This window comes from Amycolatopsis sp. NPDC028719, assembly GCF_055565395.1.
This window is the reverse complement of record NZ_JBVHUL010000002.1, coordinates 230,825-251,625: the sequence shown is the minus strand read 5'-3', so window position 1 is coordinate 251,625 and position 20,801 is coordinate 230,825. Positions and strand designations below refer to the sequence as shown.

General features: G+C 71.0%; 26 protein-coding genes. 13 read left to right on the top strand and 13 right to left on the bottom strand.

The features are described from left to right. Nucleotides 1-21 precede the first annotated feature (21 nt). Nucleotides 22-417, bottom strand: coding sequence for an MmcQ/YjbR family DNA-binding protein (locus ACZ4TR_RS09060; protein WP_465286526.1), 396 nt, complete (start codon nt 415-417; stop codon nt 22-24). Between the two features lie 88 nt (nt 418-505). On the opposite strand from ACZ4TR_RS09060, the gene ACZ4TR_RS09055 reads away from it, so the two are divergent. Further along, nucleotides 506-1,288, top strand: coding sequence for an NADP-dependent oxidoreductase (locus tag ACZ4TR_RS09055; protein ID WP_465286525.1), 783 nt, complete (start codon nt 506-508; stop codon nt 1,286-1,288). Nucleotides 1,289-1,305: 17 nt separating this feature from the next. On the opposite strand, the gene ACZ4TR_RS09050 is transcribed toward ACZ4TR_RS09055, so the two are convergent. Together ACZ4TR_RS09050 and ACZ4TR_RS09045 are read right to left on the bottom strand one after the other, a co-directional pair. Continuing rightward, a complete protein-coding gene (locus ACZ4TR_RS09050) occupies nt 1,306-1,953 on the bottom strand; it encodes a sigma-70 family RNA polymerase sigma factor (RefSeq protein WP_465286524.1) in 648 nt (215 codons plus the stop codon). Between the two features lie 229 nt (nt 1,954-2,182). Continuing rightward, nucleotides 2,183-2,407 (bottom strand): hypothetical protein, encoded by a 225-nt coding sequence (locus tag ACZ4TR_RS09045; RefSeq protein WP_465286523.1) that lies wholly within the window; start codon nt 2,405-2,407, stop codon nt 2,183-2,185. Between the two features lie 221 nt (nt 2,408-2,628). On the opposite strand from ACZ4TR_RS09045, the gene ACZ4TR_RS09040 reads away from it, so the two are divergent. Next, entirely contained in the window at nt 2,629-2,793 is a 165-nt protein-coding gene (locus ACZ4TR_RS09040; protein WP_465286522.1) for a hypothetical protein, read from the top strand. On the opposite strand, the gene ACZ4TR_RS09035 is transcribed toward ACZ4TR_RS09040, so the two are convergent. The 7 genes from ACZ4TR_RS09035 to ACZ4TR_RS09005 all read right to left on the bottom strand — a co-directional run bounded on the left by ACZ4TR_RS09035 (nt 2,794) and on the right by ACZ4TR_RS09005 (nt 6,333). Further along, a complete protein-coding gene (locus ACZ4TR_RS09035) occupies nt 2,794-2,922 on the bottom strand; it encodes a hypothetical protein (protein WP_465286521.1) in 129 nt (42 codons plus the stop codon). A gap of 61 nt (nt 2,923-2,983) precedes the next feature. After that, nucleotides 2,984-3,316, bottom strand: coding sequence for an MFS transporter (locus tag ACZ4TR_RS09030; protein ID WP_465286520.1), 333 nt, complete (start codon nt 3,314-3,316; stop codon nt 2,984-2,986). Between the two features lie 39 nt (nt 3,317-3,355). Next, nucleotides 3,356-4,222 (bottom strand): aldo/keto reductase, encoded by an 867-nt coding sequence (locus ACZ4TR_RS09025; protein WP_465286519.1) that lies wholly within the window; start codon nt 4,220-4,222, stop codon nt 3,356-3,358. A 43-nt stretch (nt 4,223-4,265) separates the two neighbouring features. Continuing rightward, complete coding sequence (locus tag ACZ4TR_RS09020; RefSeq protein ID WP_465286518.1) at nt 4,266-4,874, bottom strand: GNAT family N-acetyltransferase; 609 nt, start codon at nt 4,872-4,874, stop codon at nt 4,266-4,268. Then, on the bottom strand, nt 4,871-5,227 hold the full coding sequence (locus ACZ4TR_RS09015) for a GNAT family N-acetyltransferase (protein WP_465286517.1): 357 nt from the start codon (nt 5,225-5,227) through the stop codon (nt 4,871-4,873). Before ACZ4TR_RS09015 ends, ACZ4TR_RS09020 begins: the two co-directional genes overlap by 4 nt. A gap of 1 nt (nt 5,228) precedes the next feature. Further along, the gene (locus ACZ4TR_RS09010; RefSeq protein ID WP_465286515.1) at nt 5,229-5,663 is read right to left on the bottom strand and encodes a hypothetical protein; all 435 of its coding nucleotides are present in this window, start codon (nt 5,661-5,663) and stop codon (nt 5,229-5,231) included. 166 nt (nt 5,664-5,829) lie between these two features. Further along, entirely contained in the window at nt 5,830-6,333 is a 504-nt protein-coding gene (locus tag ACZ4TR_RS09005) for a DsbA family protein (protein WP_465286514.1), read from the bottom strand. Nucleotides 6,334-6,415: 82 nt separating this feature from the next. On the opposite strand from ACZ4TR_RS09005, the gene nhaA reads away from it, so the two are divergent. The 3 genes from nhaA to ACZ4TR_RS08990 all read left to right on the top strand — a co-directional run bounded on the left by nhaA (nt 6,416) and on the right by ACZ4TR_RS08990 (nt 10,316). After that, a complete protein-coding gene (gene nhaA / locus ACZ4TR_RS09000; protein ID WP_465286513.1) occupies nt 6,416-7,828 on the top strand; it encodes a Na+/H+ antiporter NhaA in 1,413 nt (470 codons plus the stop codon). A 31-nt stretch (nt 7,829-7,859) separates the two neighbouring features. Continuing rightward, entirely contained in the window at nt 7,860-9,269 is a 1,410-nt protein-coding gene (gene pdxR / locus ACZ4TR_RS08995) for a MocR-like pyridoxine biosynthesis transcription factor PdxR (protein WP_465286512.1), read from the top strand. Between the two features lie 126 nt (nt 9,270-9,395). Next, on the top strand, nt 9,396-10,316 hold the full coding sequence (locus ACZ4TR_RS08990; RefSeq protein WP_465286511.1) for an NADP-dependent oxidoreductase: 921 nt from the start codon (nt 9,396-9,398) through the stop codon (nt 10,314-10,316). Nucleotides 10,317-10,737: 421 nt separating this feature from the next. Here the strand turns inward: ACZ4TR_RS08990 and ACZ4TR_RS08985 are convergent, their stop codons facing one another. Next, the gene (locus ACZ4TR_RS08985) at nt 10,738-11,328 is read right to left on the bottom strand and encodes a copper chaperone PCu(A)C domain-containing protein (RefSeq protein ID WP_465286510.1); all 591 of its coding nucleotides are present in this window, start codon (nt 11,326-11,328) and stop codon (nt 10,738-10,740) included. Nucleotides 11,329-11,615: 287 nt separating this feature from the next. Here ACZ4TR_RS08985 and ACZ4TR_RS08980 point away from each other — a divergent pair, with 287 nt between their 5' ends. The 6 genes from ACZ4TR_RS08980 to ACZ4TR_RS08955 all read left to right on the top strand — a co-directional run bounded on the left by ACZ4TR_RS08980 (nt 11,616) and on the right by ACZ4TR_RS08955 (nt 16,830). Continuing rightward, on the top strand, nt 11,616-11,993 hold the full coding sequence (locus ACZ4TR_RS08980; RefSeq protein ID WP_465286509.1) for a trypsin-like peptidase domain-containing protein: 378 nt from the start codon (nt 11,616-11,618) through the stop codon (nt 11,991-11,993). Beyond that, nucleotides 11,927-12,097, top strand: coding sequence for a PDZ domain-containing protein (locus ACZ4TR_RS08975; protein WP_465287332.1), 171 nt, complete (start codon nt 11,927-11,929; stop codon nt 12,095-12,097). Before ACZ4TR_RS08980 ends, ACZ4TR_RS08975 begins: the two co-directional genes overlap by 67 nt. A gap of 37 nt (nt 12,098-12,134) precedes the next feature. Then, complete coding sequence (locus ACZ4TR_RS08970) at nt 12,135-13,181, top strand: glucose 1-dehydrogenase (protein WP_465286508.1); 1,047 nt, start codon at nt 12,135-12,137, stop codon at nt 13,179-13,181. A 15-nt stretch (nt 13,182-13,196) separates the two neighbouring features. After that, the gene (locus ACZ4TR_RS08965) at nt 13,197-15,005 is read left to right on the top strand and encodes a glycoside hydrolase family 15 protein (RefSeq protein ID WP_465286507.1); all 1,809 of its coding nucleotides are present in this window, start codon (nt 13,197-13,199) and stop codon (nt 15,003-15,005) included. Between the two features lie 428 nt (nt 15,006-15,433). Further along, the gene (locus tag ACZ4TR_RS08960; protein ID WP_465286506.1) at nt 15,434-16,132 is read left to right on the top strand and encodes a sensor histidine kinase; all 699 of its coding nucleotides are present in this window, start codon (nt 15,434-15,436) and stop codon (nt 16,130-16,132) included. A gap of 356 nt (nt 16,133-16,488) precedes the next feature. Beyond that, entirely contained in the window at nt 16,489-16,830 is a 342-nt protein-coding gene (locus tag ACZ4TR_RS08955; protein WP_465286505.1) for a low affinity iron permease family protein, read from the top strand. On the opposite strand, the gene ACZ4TR_RS08950 is transcribed toward ACZ4TR_RS08955, so the two are convergent. Beyond that, the gene (locus ACZ4TR_RS08950; RefSeq protein ID WP_465286504.1) at nt 16,784-17,035 is read right to left on the bottom strand and encodes a YrhK family protein; all 252 of its coding nucleotides are present in this window, start codon (nt 17,033-17,035) and stop codon (nt 16,784-16,786) included. The two genes, ACZ4TR_RS08955 and ACZ4TR_RS08950, sit on opposite strands and share 47 nt — an antisense overlap. A 134-nt stretch (nt 17,036-17,169) precedes the next feature. On the opposite strand from ACZ4TR_RS08950, the gene ACZ4TR_RS08945 reads away from it, so the two are divergent. Next, complete coding sequence (locus ACZ4TR_RS08945; RefSeq protein ID WP_465286503.1) at nt 17,170-18,039, top strand: class II glutamine amidotransferase; 870 nt, start codon at nt 17,170-17,172, stop codon at nt 18,037-18,039. 577 nt (nt 18,040-18,616) lie between these two features. Here the strand turns inward: ACZ4TR_RS08945 and ACZ4TR_RS08940 are convergent. Then, complete coding sequence (locus tag ACZ4TR_RS08940; protein WP_465286502.1) at nt 18,617-19,624, bottom strand: LacI family DNA-binding transcriptional regulator; 1,008 nt, start codon at nt 19,622-19,624, stop codon at nt 18,617-18,619. Nucleotides 19,625-19,804: 180 nt separating this feature from the next. Here ACZ4TR_RS08940 and ACZ4TR_RS08935 point away from each other — a divergent pair, with 180 nt between their 5' ends. Then, entirely contained in the window at nt 19,805-20,785 is a 981-nt protein-coding gene (locus tag ACZ4TR_RS08935) for a hypothetical protein (RefSeq protein ID WP_465286501.1), read from the top strand. Nucleotides 20,786-20,801: the final 16 nt, after the last annotated feature.

Below are 20,801 nucleotides of genomic sequence, written 5' to 3'. Positions count from 1 at the left end.
AGTACCGCCGCGCGCGTCGTCCTACCTCTCGGCGGGCGACGGCCGGGCGCCGCGTTCGGGGACGACCGGCCGCCGCGACCGGGGCAGCCCCTCGACCACCAGCCGGTAGGAGTCGAGCACGAGCTCGTTCAGCAGGTCCTCGTCGACGGTGCCTCCGCCGGTCAGCGTGATCCAGTGCTTCTTGTCCATGTGATAGCCGGGGGTGATGTCGGAGTGCTGCCCGCGCAGCGTCGCGGCGTGGTCCGGGTCGGCCTTCAGGATCACGACCGGGTGTCCCGGGAGGTCGGTCATGAGCAGGAAGACCTTGCCGCGCACCTTGTAGAGGTCCCAGTCGGGTGCGGATCGACGCTCGAGGTCGGCGCACGGAAGACCCGCGGCGCAGTCACCGGCGATCTGCTGCAGCTCCAGTGCTTCCATGGTGTTCGGCTCCTTCGGGACTGGAATTCAATGGACTAAGTAGTCCATATTAGCTATACCCAAACCATTGTGCAGGGAAGTGGACCGAATGAAGGCGATCGTGGTGACGGACGAGGCCGCAGACAGGACGGGGATGACACTGGCGGAGCGCCCCGATCCGGACGTGGCGAAGCTCGCCGACCTCTCCGGGGCCAACTACGGCGATGTGGTCGTCGAGCTCGGCCTGACGGACTGGACGCGCGACGGAACCCTGGCGGAGTACGCGGTCGTCGAGGCGCGCAACCTGGCGCCACTGCCCGGCGACGTCGACTTCACCACTGGCGCGGGGGTCGTCATGTCCGGCCTCACCGCGTGGCAAGGTCTGTTCGTGCACGGCCGGCTGGAGGCGGGACAACGGGTTCTCGTGCACGGCGCGGCCGGCGCCGTCGGCTCGATGGCGACGCAGCTCGCGCGCGAGGCAGGCGCCTACGTCGTCGGCACCGGGCGCGCGGCCGACACCCGGACCGCGCGGAACTTCGGGGCGAACGAGTTCGTCGACCTGGAGAACGACCAGCTCGAGGACGTCGGCCGCGTGGACCTGGTGTTCGACGTGTTCGGCGGCGACCTCGGGGCGCGCTCGGCGCGCCTGGTCCGGGCCGGCGGAACGCTGGTCACGATCGCCGGCCCGCCCGGCGTCCGGCCCGCCGACGGCCGCGCGATCGATTTCGTGGTCGAGGCCGACCGGACCCGGCTGGGGGAAATCGTGCAGCGGGTGCGCGACGGGCGGGCGCGGCCCCACATCGGGACCATCGCGTCCCTCGATGACGCCGTCGCCGCCTTCAACCCGGCCGGACGCCGGAAGGGGAAGACGGTCATCCGCGTGCGCTCGTAGCGGGAGCGCGGATCCGCTCAGGACATGAAGTCGTGGGCCACGAGGTGGGCGCGGATGTTGCGCCGGGCGTCGAACATCGCCTTGTAGATGGCGTTGCGGTTGGTGTCCAGTTTGGCCGCGAGGGCGTCCATCGGGATGTTGTCGATGGCCAAGGCGACGAAGACGGTCCGCTGGCGTTCGGTCAGCGCGCTTTCGATGGCGTGACCGAGGGCGGCCCGCAGCTCGTTGGCCTCCACCTGGCGCAGCGGTTCGTCGCCGGCGGCGGCCGGGGTGCGGTCGGTCTCGCCGCCGTCGAGGAACACGCGGTGGTCGCGCCAGAAATGCCGGCCGACCTTCGTCGACACCTCGAGGATGACGAACTTGAACGCCCAGGTCTTGAACTGCGCGTCACCGCGGAACTCACCGATTTTGCGGGTGATCCGCATGAGCGCGTCGGCCGCGGCCTGGTGGGCCAGGTCCTCGAGTTCCGGACCGGTCAGCCGCAGGGTCGGCGACCTGCGGACGGACTCTCGCCGCGCGATCTTGAAGAGCATCTCGTACAGCCGGCGGCAGGCGGCTTCGAAGGCCGGGCTGCCCGGGCTGAGTTCCCGGACCCAGGTGGCGGACTCGGGGTCGAAGCTGCGTCCGTCGACCAGGACCCGTTCGCCGACTTCCGAGGTGGTCATGCGAACCGGGGGCCGGTGGTGCGTCTCGACCGGACGTGGAAGACACCTGACGTCATGCCGCCTCCTCTCCTCTGGCTATTACCTTCCTAACAAAACAGGACCAAAAAGTCCAGTTTATGGCGGCCATCTCACCGCCGCGACGAGGGCGGCCGCGACGGACATGGCGGCGGCGCGGACCACGCACGCCCCCCGGTAGCCCGGCAGGAACACCCCGACCCGCGGGTACGCCTCACCGGTGAGCCCGACCAGCGGAGGGAAGACCCGCCACCCACAGCAAGCCGGCGGTGCGCGCCACGGCGTTGTTGACCGCGGACGCGACGCCGACGTGGCCATCCGGCAGGGACGACAGGGCGACGGACGTCAAGGGCGCCGCCATCATCGCGGTACCGAGGCCGAACACGCACTCGAGCGGGATCGCGACGCTCCAGTAACCGGTCTCCGGCCCGACCCGCAAGGCCGGCAGTGCCGCCGTGCCTCACAGCACGGACCGATGGCCGGCTGCGGGCCGGGCCCGATCCGGGCCGCGAGCCTGCCGCTGAGCCTCGACAGCGCGAGGCTGAGGGCCGTGATCGGGACCACGGTGCTGCCCCCCTCGGCGGGGCGTACCCGGCGACCGTCTCGAGCGCGATCGTGAAGATCATGGAGGACACGGCGAACGCGCCGTAGATGACGAACGTGAGCACGTTGATGGTGGCGAACGGCCTGGACCGAACCGGGGTCGCGGGCAGCATCGGCGACGTCGTCCGCCTTTCGTGCCAAGCGAACCCGGCCCCCGCGCCGACGGCGACGGCCGCGCTCCCCCAGCCCACGGCCGCGTGGGATCGGCCGGCAGCAGGCTGATCACCAGCACGACGACAGCCACCCGCCGGCGAACGGCGCCAGCACTCCCGCGATCCCGGCGAACCCGGACCAGGTGCCGATCGCCACCGGACGGTCGCCGGGCGCGATCGTCGACTGCGGGATGGCCATGCTCGCCGGCGCCATAGCCCGCCGCCGACGCCTTGCAGGATCCGGGCCCCGACAAGGGCTCTCACGTCGGGCACGGCCGCGCACAGCGCCGAGGCGAGGGTGAAACCGTGACGCCGGCGAGAAAGACCCGCCGGCGTCCGTACCGGTCCCCCAGCCCGCCGGCGAGCAGGATGAGCGAGGCGAGGCTGAGGGTGTACCCGGTCACCGTCCACTGCAGTGACGCGAAGCGCGCGCCCAGATCCCGGCCGATGTCGGGCAGAGCGAAGGTCACGACGCTCGCGTCGATGCCAGCGATGCTGGCGCCGAGGAGCGTCGCGACCAGAATCCGCCGGCCTCGCCGGGACCGCACCGGAAAGCTCACCGGTCGTGGCAGGACGACTTCCGAAGCGGCCACCGTGAGCACCCTCCACGTGCCGGCGGTTTCCGCTGCCGGTTACGGTCGGGGCACCACCCGGTCGAGGTCGGCGACTTCGGCCGCTGTCAGCCGGATGTCGGCCGCGGCCACGTTCTCTTCCAGGTGCCGGACGCTCAGCGTGCCGGGGGTGGGAAGCAGCGCCGGCGAGCGGTTCAAGAGCCAGGCCAGCGCGATCTGCGCCGGCGAGACACCGCGCCGCCGGGCCGTTTCGGCCACCGGGCCGTCCTCGCCGGCCAGGGCCCCGGTCGCCAGCGGGAGCCACGGGATGAACCCGATGTGCACCGATTCCGCGTAGTCCACGAGCGGGTCGGCCGCGCGGTTGACGAGGTTGTACTCGGCCTGGACCGTCGCGATGTCGGCGTGTTCACGAGCTTCCCGCAGTTCGGCCGGCGTCACTTCCGCCAGGCCGATCCGCCCGATCTTCCCCTCGCGCTGCAGCTCGGTGAGGAGGCCGAGCTGGTCGGCGATCGGCGCGTGCGGGCTGAACCCGTGCAGCTGGAACAGGGGGATGCGGTCGAGCTTCAGGTACCACAGCCGCGTCTCGATCTGCTTGCGGAGGAACGAAGGCCGCGGCAACGGCTCCCACTCCCCCTGGGGCGTCCGGAGCAGCCCGCCTTTGACCATGAGCAGCAGGTCATCCGGAAACGGGCTCAGCGACTGGGCGATGAGCTCCTCGTAGTCGAAGGGCCCGGACGACTCGGCGACGTCGATGAGGTTGACTCCGAGATCGACTGCCTCCCGGAGAACACGCTTCGCTTCGGCGGCGTCTTCGGGATGGCTCCAGACGCCGGACTCGCTCATCTGGGCGGTCCCGAGCCCGAGCCGGGTGATCTCGTGTCCGCCGATCGCGTAAGTACCGCATCGGTCGGGAAGGGTTCCGGGCATGGTCGTTTCTCTTTCGCGCGTGGTCTGTCCGTATCGGCGGGGATCAGATGTCGGTGAGCTCGCCCGGCGGCTCCGCGTCCGGCGGCGCCAGGCGCGCTGGTACGTCGAGGTCGTACCGGCGCAGGCGGAACACATCGAGCCTCGTGTCGTAGTACTTGCCGGTCTGCCCGACCCACTCCATGCCCATCCGGCGCGCGGCGGCCGCGGCGCGCCGGTTCGCGGGACGCGAGACGGCGAAGATCTCGTCCACGCCGGCGTCGAACGCGTAGTGGGCGACCGCGTTGCCGGCCTCTCCGGCGTAACCGTTGCCCCACCGGCCTCGGGCGATCTGGACGCCGATCTCGAGGTCGATGTCGCCGGGCGGCAGCGGCAGCAGCGAGACCGCGCCCACCACCCGCCCGCCGGCGCGTTCGGCGACCTTCCACCGGCCGATCGGCGGCTCGGCGGCCGAAACCCAGCCGTCGAGAAGCTGCCGCATGGCGGCCAGGTCCGGAACCCGCGCCATCGCCGGCGCCAGCCACCGGGCCACTTCCCCGTCACCGAAGATGCCCAGAGCCGCGTCGGCGTCCGAGGACGTCCACGGGGTGAGGTGCAGGCGAGCGGCCCGGATCAGCGGTCCGTCGATTTCGACCGCGTGCGATGCCCCGGTCAACTCCGCACTCCTCGGTGATCGCGTGGCGCGCGCTCGGGCACCGTCGCCCGCCCGGGGAACCGGCCGTCGACCAGGTCCTTGTATTCGGGGTGGTCGGCGATGTAGTCCGCGACGAAGGTGCAGTAGTTGGTGAGCTTTTGCTCACGGGCGCGCAGATCGTCCAGCGCGTGCTTCACCAGCCGCGTCGCGATGCCCCGGCCCCGGTACCCGGGCTCGACGATCGTGTGGCTCAACGTCACCCGCTGCGCACCGCGCGGAACGTGGTACACGATCATGCCGACGACCTGTCCGTCGGCCACGGCTTCGTACGATCCGGTGTCGCCGTTGCGTCGGACGTCCATCTCGGCGGTCATGTCACTTCTCCTGAGGTCTTCTTCCGGCGTTTCGGCCGAACGGCACGGTGAGGTGCCAGGTGGACTCTTCGAGCGGCGCACTCGGCACTTCGAACGTCGTGGCCCACTCGCTCCCGGCCGCGTCGCCCTCGGAAAAAGTCAACGTCAGGGTGCAGGCTGCACTCCGGGGCGTACCGCGGCCGGCGAGGTGGATCACGTCCGGGATCATGCTCAGCAGGATCGCGTTGACGTGGAGTTCGTGGTGGCCGTCCTTCGTGCTCCCACCCTGCCGGTGGGTCGTGGCGAGCATGATCTCGGTTTCGCCCAGCACCTGTGCGCTGATCGAGAGTTCCCACGGCAGCAGGGGGTCACCGCCGTCGGTGGTCACGACGGCCGAGGACAGCTTCAAGGCCCCGTCGGCCGCCGACCTCGCCGCGGAACCCAGCTGTTCAGTCACCGTGGTGGCCCTTCTCGCGATCGCTCGGCGCGCTTCGTTCTCCGGCGCTCATCATGCCTCAAAGAGAACCATATAGTCCAGTCTCGGTACCAAAACCTGGTTACCGCGGTTAGACCACGACGAGTATCGGACCAGAAGGTCCATCAGCCTCGGACGAAGAGCCCGGTCACGACTGCGGCCGCACCGCCGAGCGGAGGGCCGGGAAGCTGACCCGGCCCCGGTAGACGCGGCCGTCGATGACCAGCGCCGGGGTGCCACGAACCCCCAGCTCGGCACCGGAGGTGTAGTCGGCCACCACGGCGGGCCGGAACCGCTGCACGGCGGCGCCGGTGACGTCGCCCGCCCCGATCCGCGCCGCGTAGGCCCGCAGGTGGACGTCCTTCAGCTCACTCTGGTGGGTGAGCAGCAAGTCGTGCATCTCCCAGAACAGCTCTCCCGACGCCTCGGCGGCGAGCGCCGCGGTGAGCGCGTACGGGTGGATCGTGAAGATCGGGAAGTGGCGGAACACCAGCCGGATCGTGCCGTCCGAGCCGTCGACCAGCTTGCGCAGCTCGGGTGCCGCCGCGGCGCAGTACGGGCACTCGAAGTCCCCGTACTCCACCACGGTCACCGAAGCCGCGGGATTGCCGTACACGTGGCGGTCCAGATCGACCTCACTCGGTGTCGTCACAGGCTATCCCTCCGCACGACAGGTCCAATCGGGACAGTGCTCGCCCGACGTTACCCCGTTGCCCGTGAGGCATACTCGGCCTGTGAAACCCGACTCGAGCCGGTTCACCGAAGGACTCCTCCCCCACCTGCCGGCCATGACCCGCCGCGTGAGCACCCCGCTGCCGTACGTGACAGCCGGGTTGCGCCGGTTCCTGCTCACCGAAGCCGGCAGCGCGGTCCTGCTCCTCGCCGCCACGGCGGCCGCCCTCGTGTGGGCGAACGCGGCGGGGGCGAACTACGACGCGTTCTGGGGAACCCCAGCGGGCGTGGAAGCCGGCGGCGCGCACTTCACCCTGGACCTTCGCGGCTGGGTGAACGACGTGGCCATGGTCGTGTTCTTCGCCGTGGTGGGCTTGGAGATCAGCCGCGAGGTGTCCGTCGGCGAGCTCCACGACCTGCGCTCGATCATCGTCCCGGCCTGCGGCGCGCTCGGCGGGCTGGCCCTGCCCGCGATCATCTACTTCGCCTTCACCGGCCCCGGCCCGGCCGCCGCCGGCTGGGGCATCCCGATGTCGAGCGACACCGCGTTCCTGATCGGCGTCCTGGCGCTGTTCGGTCCCCGCTGCCCCGACCAGCTGCGGCTCTTCCTGCTCACGCTGGCGATCGGCGACGACATCGGGGCGATCGCGGTGATGGCTGTGTTCTACACGCATCACGTGTCCGTCGTGGCGCTCGCCGTGGCGACGGTGCTGGTCCTGGCGCTGCTCGCCCTGCGGGCGCTGGGCGTGTGGCGGCTGACGCCGTATCTGGTCGTCGGCGCCGGGCTGTGGGTGGCGGTCGACGCGTCCGGCGTGCACCCGACCCTGGCCGGGGTGCTTATCGGTCTGCTCGTGCCGGCCGGCGAGGTCGACGGCCACGCCCGCGAACGCCTCCGCCTCTACGGGCGGGCCGTGATCGAGCGCGCGGACTCGACGCGGGTGCGGCTCGCCACCACCGCGATGAAAGCCACCCTTTCGGCGAACGAGCGCCTGCAGGCGATCCTGCACCCGATCAGCGCCTTCGCGATCATCCCCGCGTTCGGCTTGGCCAACGCCGGCGTGCACCTCGACGGCGACGCGTTGCGGGCGGCGACGTCCTCGACGGTCACCCTCGGTGTCGCGGTCGGCCTGGTCGCCGGCAACACGATCGGTATCTCCCTGGGGGCGGGAATCGCGCTCCGCACCGGCATCGCGACGCTGCCCGGCCGCGTCCGCTACAGCCACCTCATCGGCGGCGCGATGCTGGCCGGTATCGGCTTCACGATCGCGCTGTTCATCTCCGATCTCGCGTTCGCCGATCCCGGGCTTCAGCAGCAGGCCAAGGTCGGCGTCCTCGCCGGATCCCTCTGTTCGGCGGTGCTGGGGTCCGTCGTGCTGCGCTTCCTCGGCGAACGGCTCCCCCTGTGCTCCTTCGACGAGCAGTTCGCGCTCCCGGCGCTGCCCGAAGGTCCGTGGCTGGACCCGAGCTTGGCCTAGCGGCATCGTGAGCAGCCATTATCGTTGACCCGTGAGCGACCGAACGGCCGAGCGCCGAACCCGGACGACGAGCCTCGACCTGCACCTGGGGCGGCTCGACGGGAACGTGCGGGCCAGCCTCACGGACGCCGTCCGCGAGGCGATCCGCGCCGGCCGGCTCGCGCCCGGGACGCGGCTGCCCTCGAGCCGCGCCCTGGCCGCCGACCTGCAGGTGGCCCGCAACACCGTCGTCCGGGTCTACTCCGAGCTCATCAACGAGGGCTGGCTCACCGGGCTGCAGGGTTCCGGCACCGAGGTTTCGGAACGGGTGGCCGAGTTCGCCGGCGAACGGCCGCGGCCGGCCGACACGCGCTCGCGGCCGGGTCACGACCTGCGGCCCGGGCACCCGGACCTCTCGTCGTTCCCCCGCGACGAGTGGATCCGCGCGGTGAAGAAGACGGTCGGCACCACGCCGTTCGAGGCGTTCGGCTACGCGGATCCCCGCGGCCGGGGCGAGCTCCGCGATTCTCTCGCCCGGTACCTCACGCGGGCCCGCGGGCTGCGCGCGCACGCCGGCAACGTCGTCGTGTGCAGTGGCGCCGCGGAGGGGCTGCGGCTCGTCGCGGCCGCGCTCGCGGCGGCCGGGGTGACGCGGGTGGCGGTCGAGGAGTTCGGCCTGCCGACCCAGCACCGCACGCTGGCCGACGCCGGGCTCGAAACCGTGCCCCTCGCCCTCGATGCCGACGGCGTCGACCCGTCGGTGCTGGACGGGTCACCGGCGATCGGTGCCGTGCTCCTCACCCCTTCACACCAGTTCCCCCTGGGGGTCAGGCTGCGTTACGACCGGCGCGCGGCGATCGTCGAATGGGCCCGCCGGCGCGGCGCGCTGGTCATCGAAGACGACTACGACGGCGAGTTCCGCTACGACCGGTCCCCCGTCGGCGCCCTGCAGGGCCTCGGCCGCGATCACGTGCTGTACCTGGGCACCGCGAGCAAGTCGCTCGCGCCGGGCCTGCGCCTCGGCTGGCTCGTGGTGCCGGACCACCTCGTCGACGCCATCGTCGCCCAGAAGGGGGAAACGGAAGAAACCGTCGGGTTCGTGAACCAGCTGGCGATGACCGAGTTCGTGGAGTCGGGCGCCTACGACCGGCACATCCGGGCGATGCGCGCACAGTACCGCCGCCGACGCCGGCACCTGGTCGAGACGCTCGCCGAGCACGCGCCGGACGTGCGGGTGGCGGGGACGGCCGCCGGCTTGCACGTACTGCTCGAACAACCCGGGCGCGCCGGCACCGAACTCGTGCGGCGGATCGCCGCCGAACGGCTGACGGTCGAGCCGTTGGGCTTCTTCCGGCATCCCGACACCGCCTCGGACCGCGACGGCGTGGTGATCGGGTTCGCCGCGCCGTCGCCGAGCGGGTGGTCGGCGGTGCTCGACGCACTGGTCCGCGCGCTCGCGTGAGCCGACTGGTCCCCGCTCGCGCGTCCCAAGTGGCCCCAGGTGCCGAGCCGAACCGGAACTAGCCTCGCGGACAGGCCGGCGAACGCCCGCGGCCATCCCGTTGCCCGCTCACCACAAGGACTCAGCATGAAAGCCATCATCGTCAAGGACCCCGCCGCCGGAGTCGAAGGGTTGACCCTGACCGAGCGGCCGGCCCCGCACGCCGCGGAGAACGACGTCATCGTGCGGGTGCACGCGGCCGGCTTCACCCCTGGCGAGCTGGAGTGGCCGGGCACCTGGACCGACCGGGCGGGCCGTGACCGGACACCCAGCGTGCCCGGTCACGAGCTGTCGGGTGTCGTCACCGAGCTCGGCTACGGCACGACCGGGCTCACGGTCGGGCAACGCGTGTTCGGGCTCGCCGACTGGACCCGTGACGGCTCGCTCGCCGAATTCACCGCCGTCGAAGCCCGCAACCTCGCGCCATTGCCGTCCGACGTCGACCACGCCGTCGGCGCCGCGTTGCCGATCTCCGGACTGACGGCGTGGCAAGGGTTGTTCGACCACGGCCGCCTCCAGGCCGGCCAGACGGTGCTGATCCACGGCGCGGCCGGCGGAGTCGGCTCGATCGCGGTGCAGCTGGCGAAGCGGGCGGGCGCGACCGTGATCGGCACGGGCCGTGCCCGCAACCGCGACGTCGCCGTCGATCTGGGCGCCGACGCGTTCGTCGACCTGGAGCACGACAAGCTGGAAGACGTCGGCGAAGTCGACGTGGTGTTCGACGTGTTCGGCGAGGAGATCGGCGTGCGATCCGCCGGCCTGGTGCGTGCGGGCGGCACGCTGGTCACCATCGCCGCCCCACCGGAGTTCGAGCCGCGTTACGGGCGGTCGGTCTTCTTCGTCGTGGAACCGGACCGCGCCCGGCTCGCCCAGCTGGCCACGCTCGTGCGCGAAGGCAGCCTGCGCGTGCTGGTCGGAACGCGCCATTCACTGGAGGAGGCACCGAAAGCCTTCGGTGCCGGACGGCAAGGTGGCGGGAAGCCGATCGTCGTGGTCGACGAGTCCTAGGCGTCGCAGCCGCGGAAGCAAATCGTCCGACCGGGTCGCGCGGTCGCGACACCGCCCTCCGAGTCGCCATGACACGTCTCGCGTGCGGGTAGACCCGGGATTTACAAGCCCGGGTCGCCGAATGCGGACCGGGCCGGATGGTGCTGCGGCCACCTCGTCACCACTTCGTGCTCGTCGCGACCGCCGACCAGCTACGCCGCCCTCGAGCCCTGGCTACACTGCGGCAATCGGCGATTGCCGCAGGTCGTGAGCCGCAGCGGTCAGCGTCGGGCAGCGGGTGGGTACCCCTCGACAACGCGGTTGATCCCCGGCTGTACGCCTGGCACTCGTGCAGCCGTCTCCCTCGACGGGAGCCCCCGTTACCGGCACCGCAAGCGAACGAGCGCTCCGCTCTCGTCGGCAAGCCGGCAGGCAGGTTCGATCAGTGCGAACAGGCCGGCGGAGTGACCGCATCGGCGCGTTCGCGGGGCTGCACCTTGACCATGACCGTCACCGTCCCCGCGTGCGCGAAGGTGAAGGTCACCGGAATCGTCGGGCTGAGCACTTCCTGCTTGAGGTCGTGAAGCCGGACGAAGTAGGCACTGTGCCGTGCCTGCGGCGCCGAGGTCGGCTGCGGGACAAGGCCGCCGGCCGTCACGGGTAACCGGTCGACCTGCTCGACTGTTCCGTCGCAGTTGCCGTCCCACTGGATCGACGCCGACTGCGCTACGGGGCTCGTCACGGCCGTCAAAGCGTCTTCGCCGCCGTGGTTCACCAGCGTCAGCCGCACATCGGCGTCCTGGCCCGCTTGGTGATGCTGGGCGCGCGGTGGAACCACGAACACGTTCAGGACCGACATCGGACCGAGTTCGACGTTGCTTCCCAGGGTCTCCAACGGCTTGTTCACCAGTGGCGCGGGGGCAGGAGCCCGAAGTGTGCCGCCCTGGCCCGCCGCCGGGCGGTCACTGGGTGAGCAGGCGCTCGTCGCCAAGGCGGCAGCGACCAGCACGCTCACCACGATCTTCCTTTTCATGCGGTCTCCCCTATCGCCGACAGTCCGGATCGACCGCCGAATACCCGTACCGGACAGAGGCAGACGAGCCGGCAGCTTACGATTCCGTCAGGTACGTGTCGCCGTCGTCGGCCGGGGTATTTCGTCGCCATGCCGAACCTCGGAACCCTCGCGCCGGCCGGTGCCGTGCTCGTGCTCGTCGGCGGCCGCAGCGGAACCACCTCGAATCCGACCCCGACCCGACCCCGACCCCGGCCGCCCCGGCGAACGCGCCGACCGCGACACCGGCCGGCTCTCTTCCCGATCTGGTGGACCAGCTCGGCCCGAGCGTCGTCACCGTCACCGTCGCGACCGGGCTGGGCAGCGGCGTCGTGCTCAAGCCCGATGTCGTCGTCACCGACCGGCACGTCGTGACCGACCGGAAGCAGGTCGCGATCACCTACGCCGACGGCACGCGGTCCGCGGGCACCGTACCGGCCACCGACCAGATCACCGACCTCGCGATCATCCCTCCCTCGGCCGGCTCACCCCGGCGATCCGGCAACGCCTCGGCGTCCGGACCGACCAGGGGGCGTTGGTGCTCGGCGTCGATCCTCGTGGCCCGGCCGACGCCGCCGGAATCCGCCCCGGCGATGTCCTCGTCAAGTTCGCCGACCAGGCGGTACGGACCGCCGACGACATGCTGACGGCCCTGCGCGCCCACGACCCCGGTACCCAGGTCGGCCTCGAGTTCGTCCGCGGAACCAACCACCAGCAGGTCACCGTCGGGATCGGCAGCCGGACCGGCTGACCTGCAACCGTTTGTCCACCGCCGAAGGAGATGTGACGTGCAAGCGCTGACCGTGGTGCCGAAGAAGCAGGGGACGCTCGAGGTCGGCTCGGTGCCCGACCCGCAGCCGGGACGGGGCGAGCTGCTGGTGCAGGGTGTCGCACTGGGTGTGTGCGGCACGGACAAGGAGATCGTCCGCGGTGACTACGGCTGGGCGCCGCCCGGGCGCGACCGGCTCGTGCTCGGGCACGAGTCGCTCGGCCGAGTGGTCACCCCGGCCGCGGGCTTCGCCGAGAGTGACCTCGTCGTGGGGGTCGTGCGGCGACCCGATCCGGTGCCCTGCGGGGCGTGCGCGGCCGGAGAGTTCGACATGTGCCGCAACGGCCGCTACACCGAGCGCGGGATCAAGGAGATCGACGGCTACGGCAGTGAACTGTGGACGGTGGAACGGGACTACGCCGTCCGTCTGGATCCCCGGCTGGCCGACGTCGGCATGCTGATGGAGCCCACGACGGTGGTCGCGAAGGCGTGGGAGCAGATCCAGCGCGTCGGCGAGCGGGCCTGGTTCGAGCCACGGCGGGTACTGGTGACCGGCGCGGGCCCGATCGGGTTGCTCGCCGCCCTGCTGGGCGTCCAGCGCGGACTGGACGTCCACGTCCTGGACCGCCTGGCCGACGGCCCGAAACCCGCCCTGGTCGAGGAGCTGGGCGCGACCTACCACCACGACCCGGTCGAGAAGGTGCTGCCGGCGCTCGCCCCCGACGTCGTGGTCGAGGCCACCGGTGTCGGCAGCCTGGTGTTCGACGCGATGGCCGGCACCGGGTCCTACGGCATCGTCTGCCTCACCGGTGTGTCCCCGGCCGGCCGGACTCTCACTGTCGACGCCGGGACCATCAACCGCGACCTCGTCCTCGAGAACGACGTGGTCGTCGGCTCGGTCAACGCCAACCTCCGCCACTACCACGCCGCCGCCGAAGCCCTCGCGAAAGCCGACCTCGGCTGGCTGACCGGCCTGATCACCCGCCGCGTACCTCTGCACCGCGCCGCCGAGGCCTTCGAGGCGGGCGACGACGACGTCAAGGTCGTCATCTCCCTTTCCGACTGACTCACGAGGACGTCCATGGCTTCCCTGATCGAGGACTACGCCCTCCTGGGCGACCTGCACACGGCCGCGCTGCTGTCCCGCGACGGCGCGATCGACTGGCTGTGCCTGCCCCGCTTCGACTCCCCCGCCTGCTTCGCCGCGCTGCTGGGCGACGAGCACGCCGGTACTTGGCGCCTGTCCCCGGCGGGCGGCGGACCGGCGTCCCGCCGCGCCTACCGCGGCGACTCGCTGATCATGGCGACCGAATGGGACACCCCCGAAGGCACCGTTCGTGTCCTGGACTTCATGCCGCCGCGCGGCGAGGCCGCCGACGTCGTCCGCATCGTCGAGGGCGTGTCCGGCCGGGTGCCGATGCGCATGCTGCTGCGGCTGCGCTTCGACTACGGCGGTGTCGTCCCCTGGGTCCGCCACCACGACGACGGCCGGTTTTCCGCGGTCGCCGGCCCCGACGCGATCTGGCTGCGCACGTCCGTCCCCCTACACGGCGAGAACCTGGCCACGCACGCCGAATTCACCGTGGCCGCCGGCGACCGGATCCCGTTCGTGCTGACCCACCGCGCCTCCCACCTGCCGCGGCCGAAGCACGTCGACGCCGAAACCGCGCTCCGGCAGACCGAGGAGTTCTGGGCGGACTGGATCGGGAAGTGCCGCTACGACGGGCAGTGGCCGGACGCGGTCCGCCGCGCCGTCATCACCCTCAAAGCACTGACCTACGCCCCGACCGGCGGCATTCTCGCCGCCGCAACCACTTCGCTGCCCGAACAGCTCGGCGGGGAACGCAACTGGGACTACCGCTACTGCTGGCTGCGCGACGCCACCTTCACCCTCCAGGCCCTGATCGGCACCGGCTATCACGACGAAGCCCGCGCCTGGCGCGAATGGCTCGTCCGCGCCGTCGCCGGCGACCCCGCCGACCTGCAGATCATGTACGGGCTCGACGGCACCCGTCGGCTGCCCGAAGCCACTCTCGGCTGGCTCTCCGGCTACGAAAACTCCACACCCGTCCGAGTCGGCAACGCTGCCGCCGACCAGTTCCAGCTCGACGTCTGGGGCGAAGTCCTCGACGGGCTGCACCTCGTCCGCGAAGCCGGCGTCCCCACCTCGCACACGGCGTGGGACCTTCAGCGCGCCCTGCTCGACTTCCTCGAAGGCCATTGGGACCAGCCCGACAACAGCCTCTGGGAAGTGCGCGGCCCGCGCCGCCACTTCGTCCACTCGAAAGTCATGGCCTGGGCCGGCCTCGACCGCGCCGTCCGGACCGTCGAACACCACGGCCTCGAAGGTCCGGTCGACCGGTGGCGGGCGCTGCGCGAACACATCCACGACGACGTGTGCCGCCACGGCTACGACCCGGACCGCAACACCTTCACCCAGTTCTACGGCTCCCGCGGCCTCGACGCCGCGCTGCTGCTCATCCCTCGCGTCGGGTTCCTGCCCGGCAGCGATGCCCGCGTCCGCGGCACCGTCGACGCCGTCCGCACCGAACTGGCCGACGGCGGCTTCGTCCGCCGCTACGACCCCGAAGCCGACGGCGGCATCGACGGCCTCGCCGGCGGCGAAGGCAGCTTCCTCGTCTGCAGCTTCTGGCTCGCCGACGCCCTCCACGGCACCGGGCGCACCCACGAGGCACGCGAGCTGTTCGAACAGCTCCTCGGCCTGCGCAACGACGTCGGCCTGCTCGCCGAGGAATACGACATCAAGCGTCATCGACAGGTCGGCAACACCCCGCAGGCCTTCAGCATGGTCGGGCTCGTCAACACCGCACGGCACCTCTCCGGCGCCCGCACCACCACCGACGCCACGGGAGACGAACAGCGCTCGTGATTTCGCCAGACGCCGAATCAGACCCGCCGTCTGAAGAAACACCCCAGAACCGCGAAAAGCAACGAGGACCGGACCATGGACACCAAAGCACCCATTCCGGGGTCGGCCGGACCACTTGTGGCGCGAACCGAGACCGCCGCCAACGGCTCGAGAAAGATCTACCTCGGCGGCGCTGTCGACCTGCCGGCGCGAACGTCTGCTCGCGGAGTTCAGCGCCGGCCTCGCCGCCCCGGCCGGAGGAGCTTCGTCCGGCGCCACGGGTCGTCGCCGAGTTCGTCCGTAGCGTCGTCACGTCGCGCGGGGAGCGCCCAGGGCCGGTATCGAAGTCGGCCAGAGCCGTTCGCCAACCGCGACCCGGCTCCCGAGGCCCCGACGGTCCCCGCAGTCCAAGCCGGACATCGACGCCGACTTCCATACGGACCTAGTACGTGGGCCGGATCCGCGCGACGAGCCGGTGGAACTGCTCAACCGCCCGCTTCGCCTCCGACGTCAGCCACGAACTGCGCTCCCCGCTGACCACGATGATCAACGTCGCCGACGTGCTCGACCGGCGCCGCGACGCCATGCCCGCTCCCGCTCAGCAGGCCCTGCGCCGGTCGCGCTCGGAACTGCACCGCTTCCGGCACACGGTCGTCGACCTGCTGGAGATCTCCGTCGCCGGGCACGAGCACCCCGGGGACGACGAGACCGAACTGGTCGACTTCGGTGAACTGGCCCGCAACGTCGTGGCCGGCCGGCCCGGCCGCGCAGTCCCGGTCGAAGCCGCACCGGACACGCCCCTCGTTCGGGCCGATCGTCGCCGCCTCGACGGGGCAGTCGCCAACCTGCTCGACAACGCCGACCGCTACGGCGGCGGGGCTGTGGCCATCACCCTCGGCCGCCGCGACGGCCGCGCCCGGCTCGAAGTCGACGACGCGGGCCCCGGCGTGCCACCGGAACGGCGGGAACGGATCTTCGAGCGGTTCTCCCGCGGACTGCACACCGGACGCCGGGGCCTGGACGACGGCAGCGGCCTGGGCCTGGCCGTCGTCGCCGACCACGTCCACCGCCACGGCGGGACCGTCCGGGTCGACGAGCGCCCCGGCGGCGGCGCTCGTTTCGTCGGAGAACTTCCGGAGGCCCCGTGAAATACCTGGTTTGCGCACTCTTGGCACCACTGTGCTTGGCCGGCTGCGGAGTGTCGGTCGAAGACGAGCCGAGCCCGATCACCACTCCGGTCCCGACAGCCACCCCGACGGTGCAGCCTGCCTGCGTGAACGCCTTGCTCATCCTGCACCGTGCTGCGGGAGACGCACGCTCGAGACTGGGCATCCGGCCCTCGGCTGCGTTGTCCCGTCTGCTGCGGGTCACCGGGTTGAGCGATGCGTTGCCGGTCGCCTCACGGTAGCCGTCCAAGAAAGACCTCCGGCGACAGCTTTGTCGGCGGCCCGGGCACAGGTTCCTCCCATCCGGCCACAATGCCCTCGGACGTGACCGCGTCCTGGTGGTCATACTGTGGGCGCCATCATTCTTGTTCCTGCCCGACATCGAGACCTGGCAGCTGATCATCAGCACCGCGACCACGATCGCGACTTCCCCGCCCGTAGCGTTGCTGCAGAAAACACGGAAACGCTCCGGCGACGCCACCCAGCACAAGCTCAACGCCATCGCCTTGGGCCTGAGTGACCTGATGGCTCGTCTCGCCGACGACACCCGGAGCTGCACCGCGACTGCGCCCAGCTGCGCAAGGCAGTGGGGCTCGAAGATCGCGAAAGCGCGTCCTGAGCCACCGCCCGCGGTCAGCGAGGCAGGCGGGGGCGGGCGGACTGACCGGGTGCGCCGTTGAGGCGATGCCGCTCGTAGGTGTAGAACGCTTGGCCGACCGCGCCGAGCATCATCCCGAACGAGCCGATGATGAACAACCAGATGGCGACAACCTCGGTCGCGTGCCAGATGAACAACACGCTGCCGACGAAGAAGATGACGTTGCCGATCACCCCGATGGCGAGGTGCACGGCCGGAAACTCGCGAATGAAGGTCTTGGCGTTCACCCGGCGGGGTTACCCGCCGGCGCGCGGACCACACTGTTCAATTGCATTATCAAAGTGTTCCGTATTACAACGGACGGTTCGCGCGTGTCCGCAGGGGTATCCGCGCGACGACCGGGATCGGGAAGGAGCCCAGGATGTGTCGTCTGTTCGGTTTGTCCGCCGCGCCCCAGCGGGTGCACGCCACTTTCTGGCTGCTCGAGGCCCCGGACAGCCTCGCCGCGCAGAGCCGCCGCGAGCCGGACGGAACCGGGCTCGGCGTCTTCGACGGCGACGGCAAACCCCTGGTCTCGAAGCAGCCGCTGGCCGCCTACCAGGACGAAAAGTTCGCGTACGCGGCCAAACAGCGTGAATCCACGACATTCCTGGCGCACATCCGCTACGCCTCCACCGGCGGCCTCGACACCGCCAACACCCACCCCTTCGTCCAGCACGACCGCCTCTTCGCCCACAACGGCGTCATCGGCGACCTCCCGGCACTGGAACAGCGGCTCGGCGACTACCGGCACCTCGTCGAGGGGGACACCGACTCCGAACGCTTCTTCGCCCTCGTCACCCAGGAAATCGACGCCCACGACGGCGACATCAGCGCCGGGATCACCGCCGCCGCCCGGTGGGCCGCCGACCACCTGCCGATCTACGCGATCAACCTCATCCTCACCACCCCCACCGAGCTCTGGGCGCTGCGCTACCCCGACACGCACGACCTCTACGTCCTGCAACGCGCACCCGGCGGCCCGCACGGTAGTCGCCACCTCGAACACGCCAGCGCCGCCGGTCGCATCCGTGCCCGCTCCGGCCCGCTGGCCCACCACCGCGCCGTCGTCGTCGCCAGCGAACGCATGGACGAGGACCCCGGCTGGCAGAACCTGCAGTCCGGCCAGCTGCTGCACGTCGCCGCCGACCAGGTCGTCACCCGCTGCACCATCCTGGAGCACCCGCCGAGGCACCCGCTGACCCTCGACGACCTCGGCGCGCACGCCGCCGCCACGCAGCAAGACCGGTAAGGAGCACGCGAATGCCGCTCAGCCACCCCTCGCGCCCCCAGGACCAACAACGCGCCGACGTCGCGGTCGACCCCGTCTTCACCCGCGAACCCGTCGCCATTCCCCGCGACCGCGGCCGACGCCGCTGAGCGCGAGCCGAGGGGAAAATCAAGGCTCAAGGGGGACTCGCCAGTGCGCGAACGATGTGGTGGCCGGCGCCGCACGGCGTCCGGCTTGGCTCGGACAATGTAGAGCTCACCTTCTTCAAACCAGGATGCCCGGTCCGGGTGTCGCCGGCTGGGTGTTACCTGATCGGTTTTCTCGGCGATGGCCACAAAGGGAAAGGTCCGGCGAATCCGGGCCTGCCGCACTTCGCTGGTTGCGCCTGGGAACAATCCGGAATCGATTCCCGGACTCCGACGCCGCCGCGCAGGCTGCAGCGGCCTCGATCAGTTCGGTTCGGTCACCGGCCATTCCCATCCTTCGCCCGGCCGGTACCGCCGCGTGCGGGACTTCCGGCCGGGTCGAGCGTCGCGAATGACTCATTCGCGGCGTCTGGGGTCCCGAATGAGTCATTCGCGGCAGTCCGGCGGGGCGGTCAGGCGACCGGCGCGATCGTCTCCCCCGCCACCGGTGGGCACGTCAGCAACCGGTGCGGTGACGGCTCGCCCGTCCCCGGCGCGATCAGCGACGCCAGCAGCCGCACCGCTGCCCGGCCCAGCGCTCTGCGCGGCACCTCGAACCCGCTGACCACCGGCCCCTCCACCCCCGCCGGGGGCCGCCCCAGGACCGCCAGCGAGACGTCGCCCGGTATCGAAACCCCCGCCGCGCGCAGCCCCTGCCAGGTCGCCTGGAACACCGCGCCCGTGTCGGTCTCCTCCACCACCAGCGCCGTCACGCCGTCGTCGAGCCACCGGGTGATCGCCGCCGCGTCGAGGTCCGGGCCGGGCGTGCGGGTGACCGCGACCGACAGTCCCGCGTCGGCCGCTGCCGCGCGCACTCCGCGCTCCCGGTCGCCCGACGACGGTGCGTCGTCCGGCTCGCGCAAGTACCGCACGCGCCGGTGGCCCGCCCCCGCGAGGCGGGTGATCACCTCCGCCGACGCCGACACGTAGTCCGCGCCCACGTGCGGGATGCGGCCGTCCAGTTCCGTGCGGCGTCCGATGTGGACGATCGGGAAATCCGCGGCCAGCAGGTCGGCGATCGCGTCCACCGCGACGTGCCGGCCGAGGAACAGGCAGCCGTCGGCGAGCCGGGTACGGCGGATCCGGTCCGGTGCCGCGCTGGACGCCGTGAACACGATCAGGTCCTTGCCGAGCGCTGCCGCCTCCGCCTCGACGCCGGCGAGGATCGGGTAGTACACGTCGGCGATGTCCGGGAAAGCCGGGGTGAACGTGTACACCCCGAGCAGGTTGTTGCCCGTGGCCGCCAGCCGTGAAGACACCGGGTCGGGCACGTACCCCAGCCGCTCGGCCGCCTCCAGCACCCGCAGCCGCGTGCGTTCCGACAGCCGGACCCCGGTGCGGTTGCCGCCCAGCACCACCGACACCGTCGCCTGCGAAACCCCGGCCACGCGGGCGATGTCGGCCTGCCGGACCCTGCCCATCGCCACCTCGCTCGGAGTCAGCCGATCCGGTTCAGCGTGCAAGCCGCCCCGGGCCCGGTCAATCGTTTTGCCCGAAACTCCAGCAAACCTGTCCCGACCGTACTAATACGTATTACTCTCTTGACCACGTCGATGGACGCGTGGCACCGTCGCCGCATCGGAGACCTCGAAGGAGCGGTCATGACCCTCACCCGACGCGGCCTGCTGGCCGGCGCCGCCGCGCTCGGCGCGGGCGCGATGATCCCGGCCGTCGCCACCGCCGCGCCCGCCGGCTTCCCCGACTACCGGTACCAGCGGCTCGCCCTCGTCAAGAGCAAGCTGCGCTACAACCCGACCGGCGAGCTGATCTTCCCCTGCGTCCGCGGCACGAAGGGCCGCATCCCGGACGCGCTCGGCGCGTACTACCTCTATTACGCGCCGCACGACGCGCCGGGCGGGATCTGCCTGGCCTACGCGAACTCCCTCGACGAAGAGTTCACCGAGTACGCGGGCAATCCGATCATCAAGAACTCCTGGCCCGGCGAGTACTCCGTCAGCCACGTCTCCTCGCCGCACGCCCTGTGGAACGACGACGTCAACCGGATCTACCTCTACTTCCACGGCGAAAACACCGTCACCCGCCTCGCCAGCTCCGCCGACGGCATCCACTTCACCTACGAGAAGGAGGTCCTGTCCACGCGCCTCCAGCCCGCCGGCACGACCGAGACGTCCTACGCGCGCGTGTTCCGCCAGGATCTGCCGGCGAAGAACGCCCGCTACGTCATGGTGTTCATGCTCAACAACACGACGAACCACCGCGACATCGGCTGGGGCTGGTCCCCCGACGCGCTGAACTGGACGTTCTCGCAGACCCCGCTCGTGCGCCACACCGACGTCGGCGCGAACGACATCGGCGGCCCGCACCTGCTGTACCGCAACAACAGCACCTACGTCGTCTACAACACCGACATCGCGCACGGCGGGAGGCTGATGATCACCGAGGTCGGCAACGACTTTTCGAAGCGCACTCACCTCGGCGTCTTCCACACGCCGCTCGCCGGCGCGCCGGACAACGGCCGGTCGGCGGCGCCGAGCTTCGGCACCTACCAAGGCCGCGAATACATGATCTACGAGGCCGGGGAACGGCTCGCCGGGAACATCGCCATCGCCCGCGCGGTCTGACCCGGGTGGCAGGATG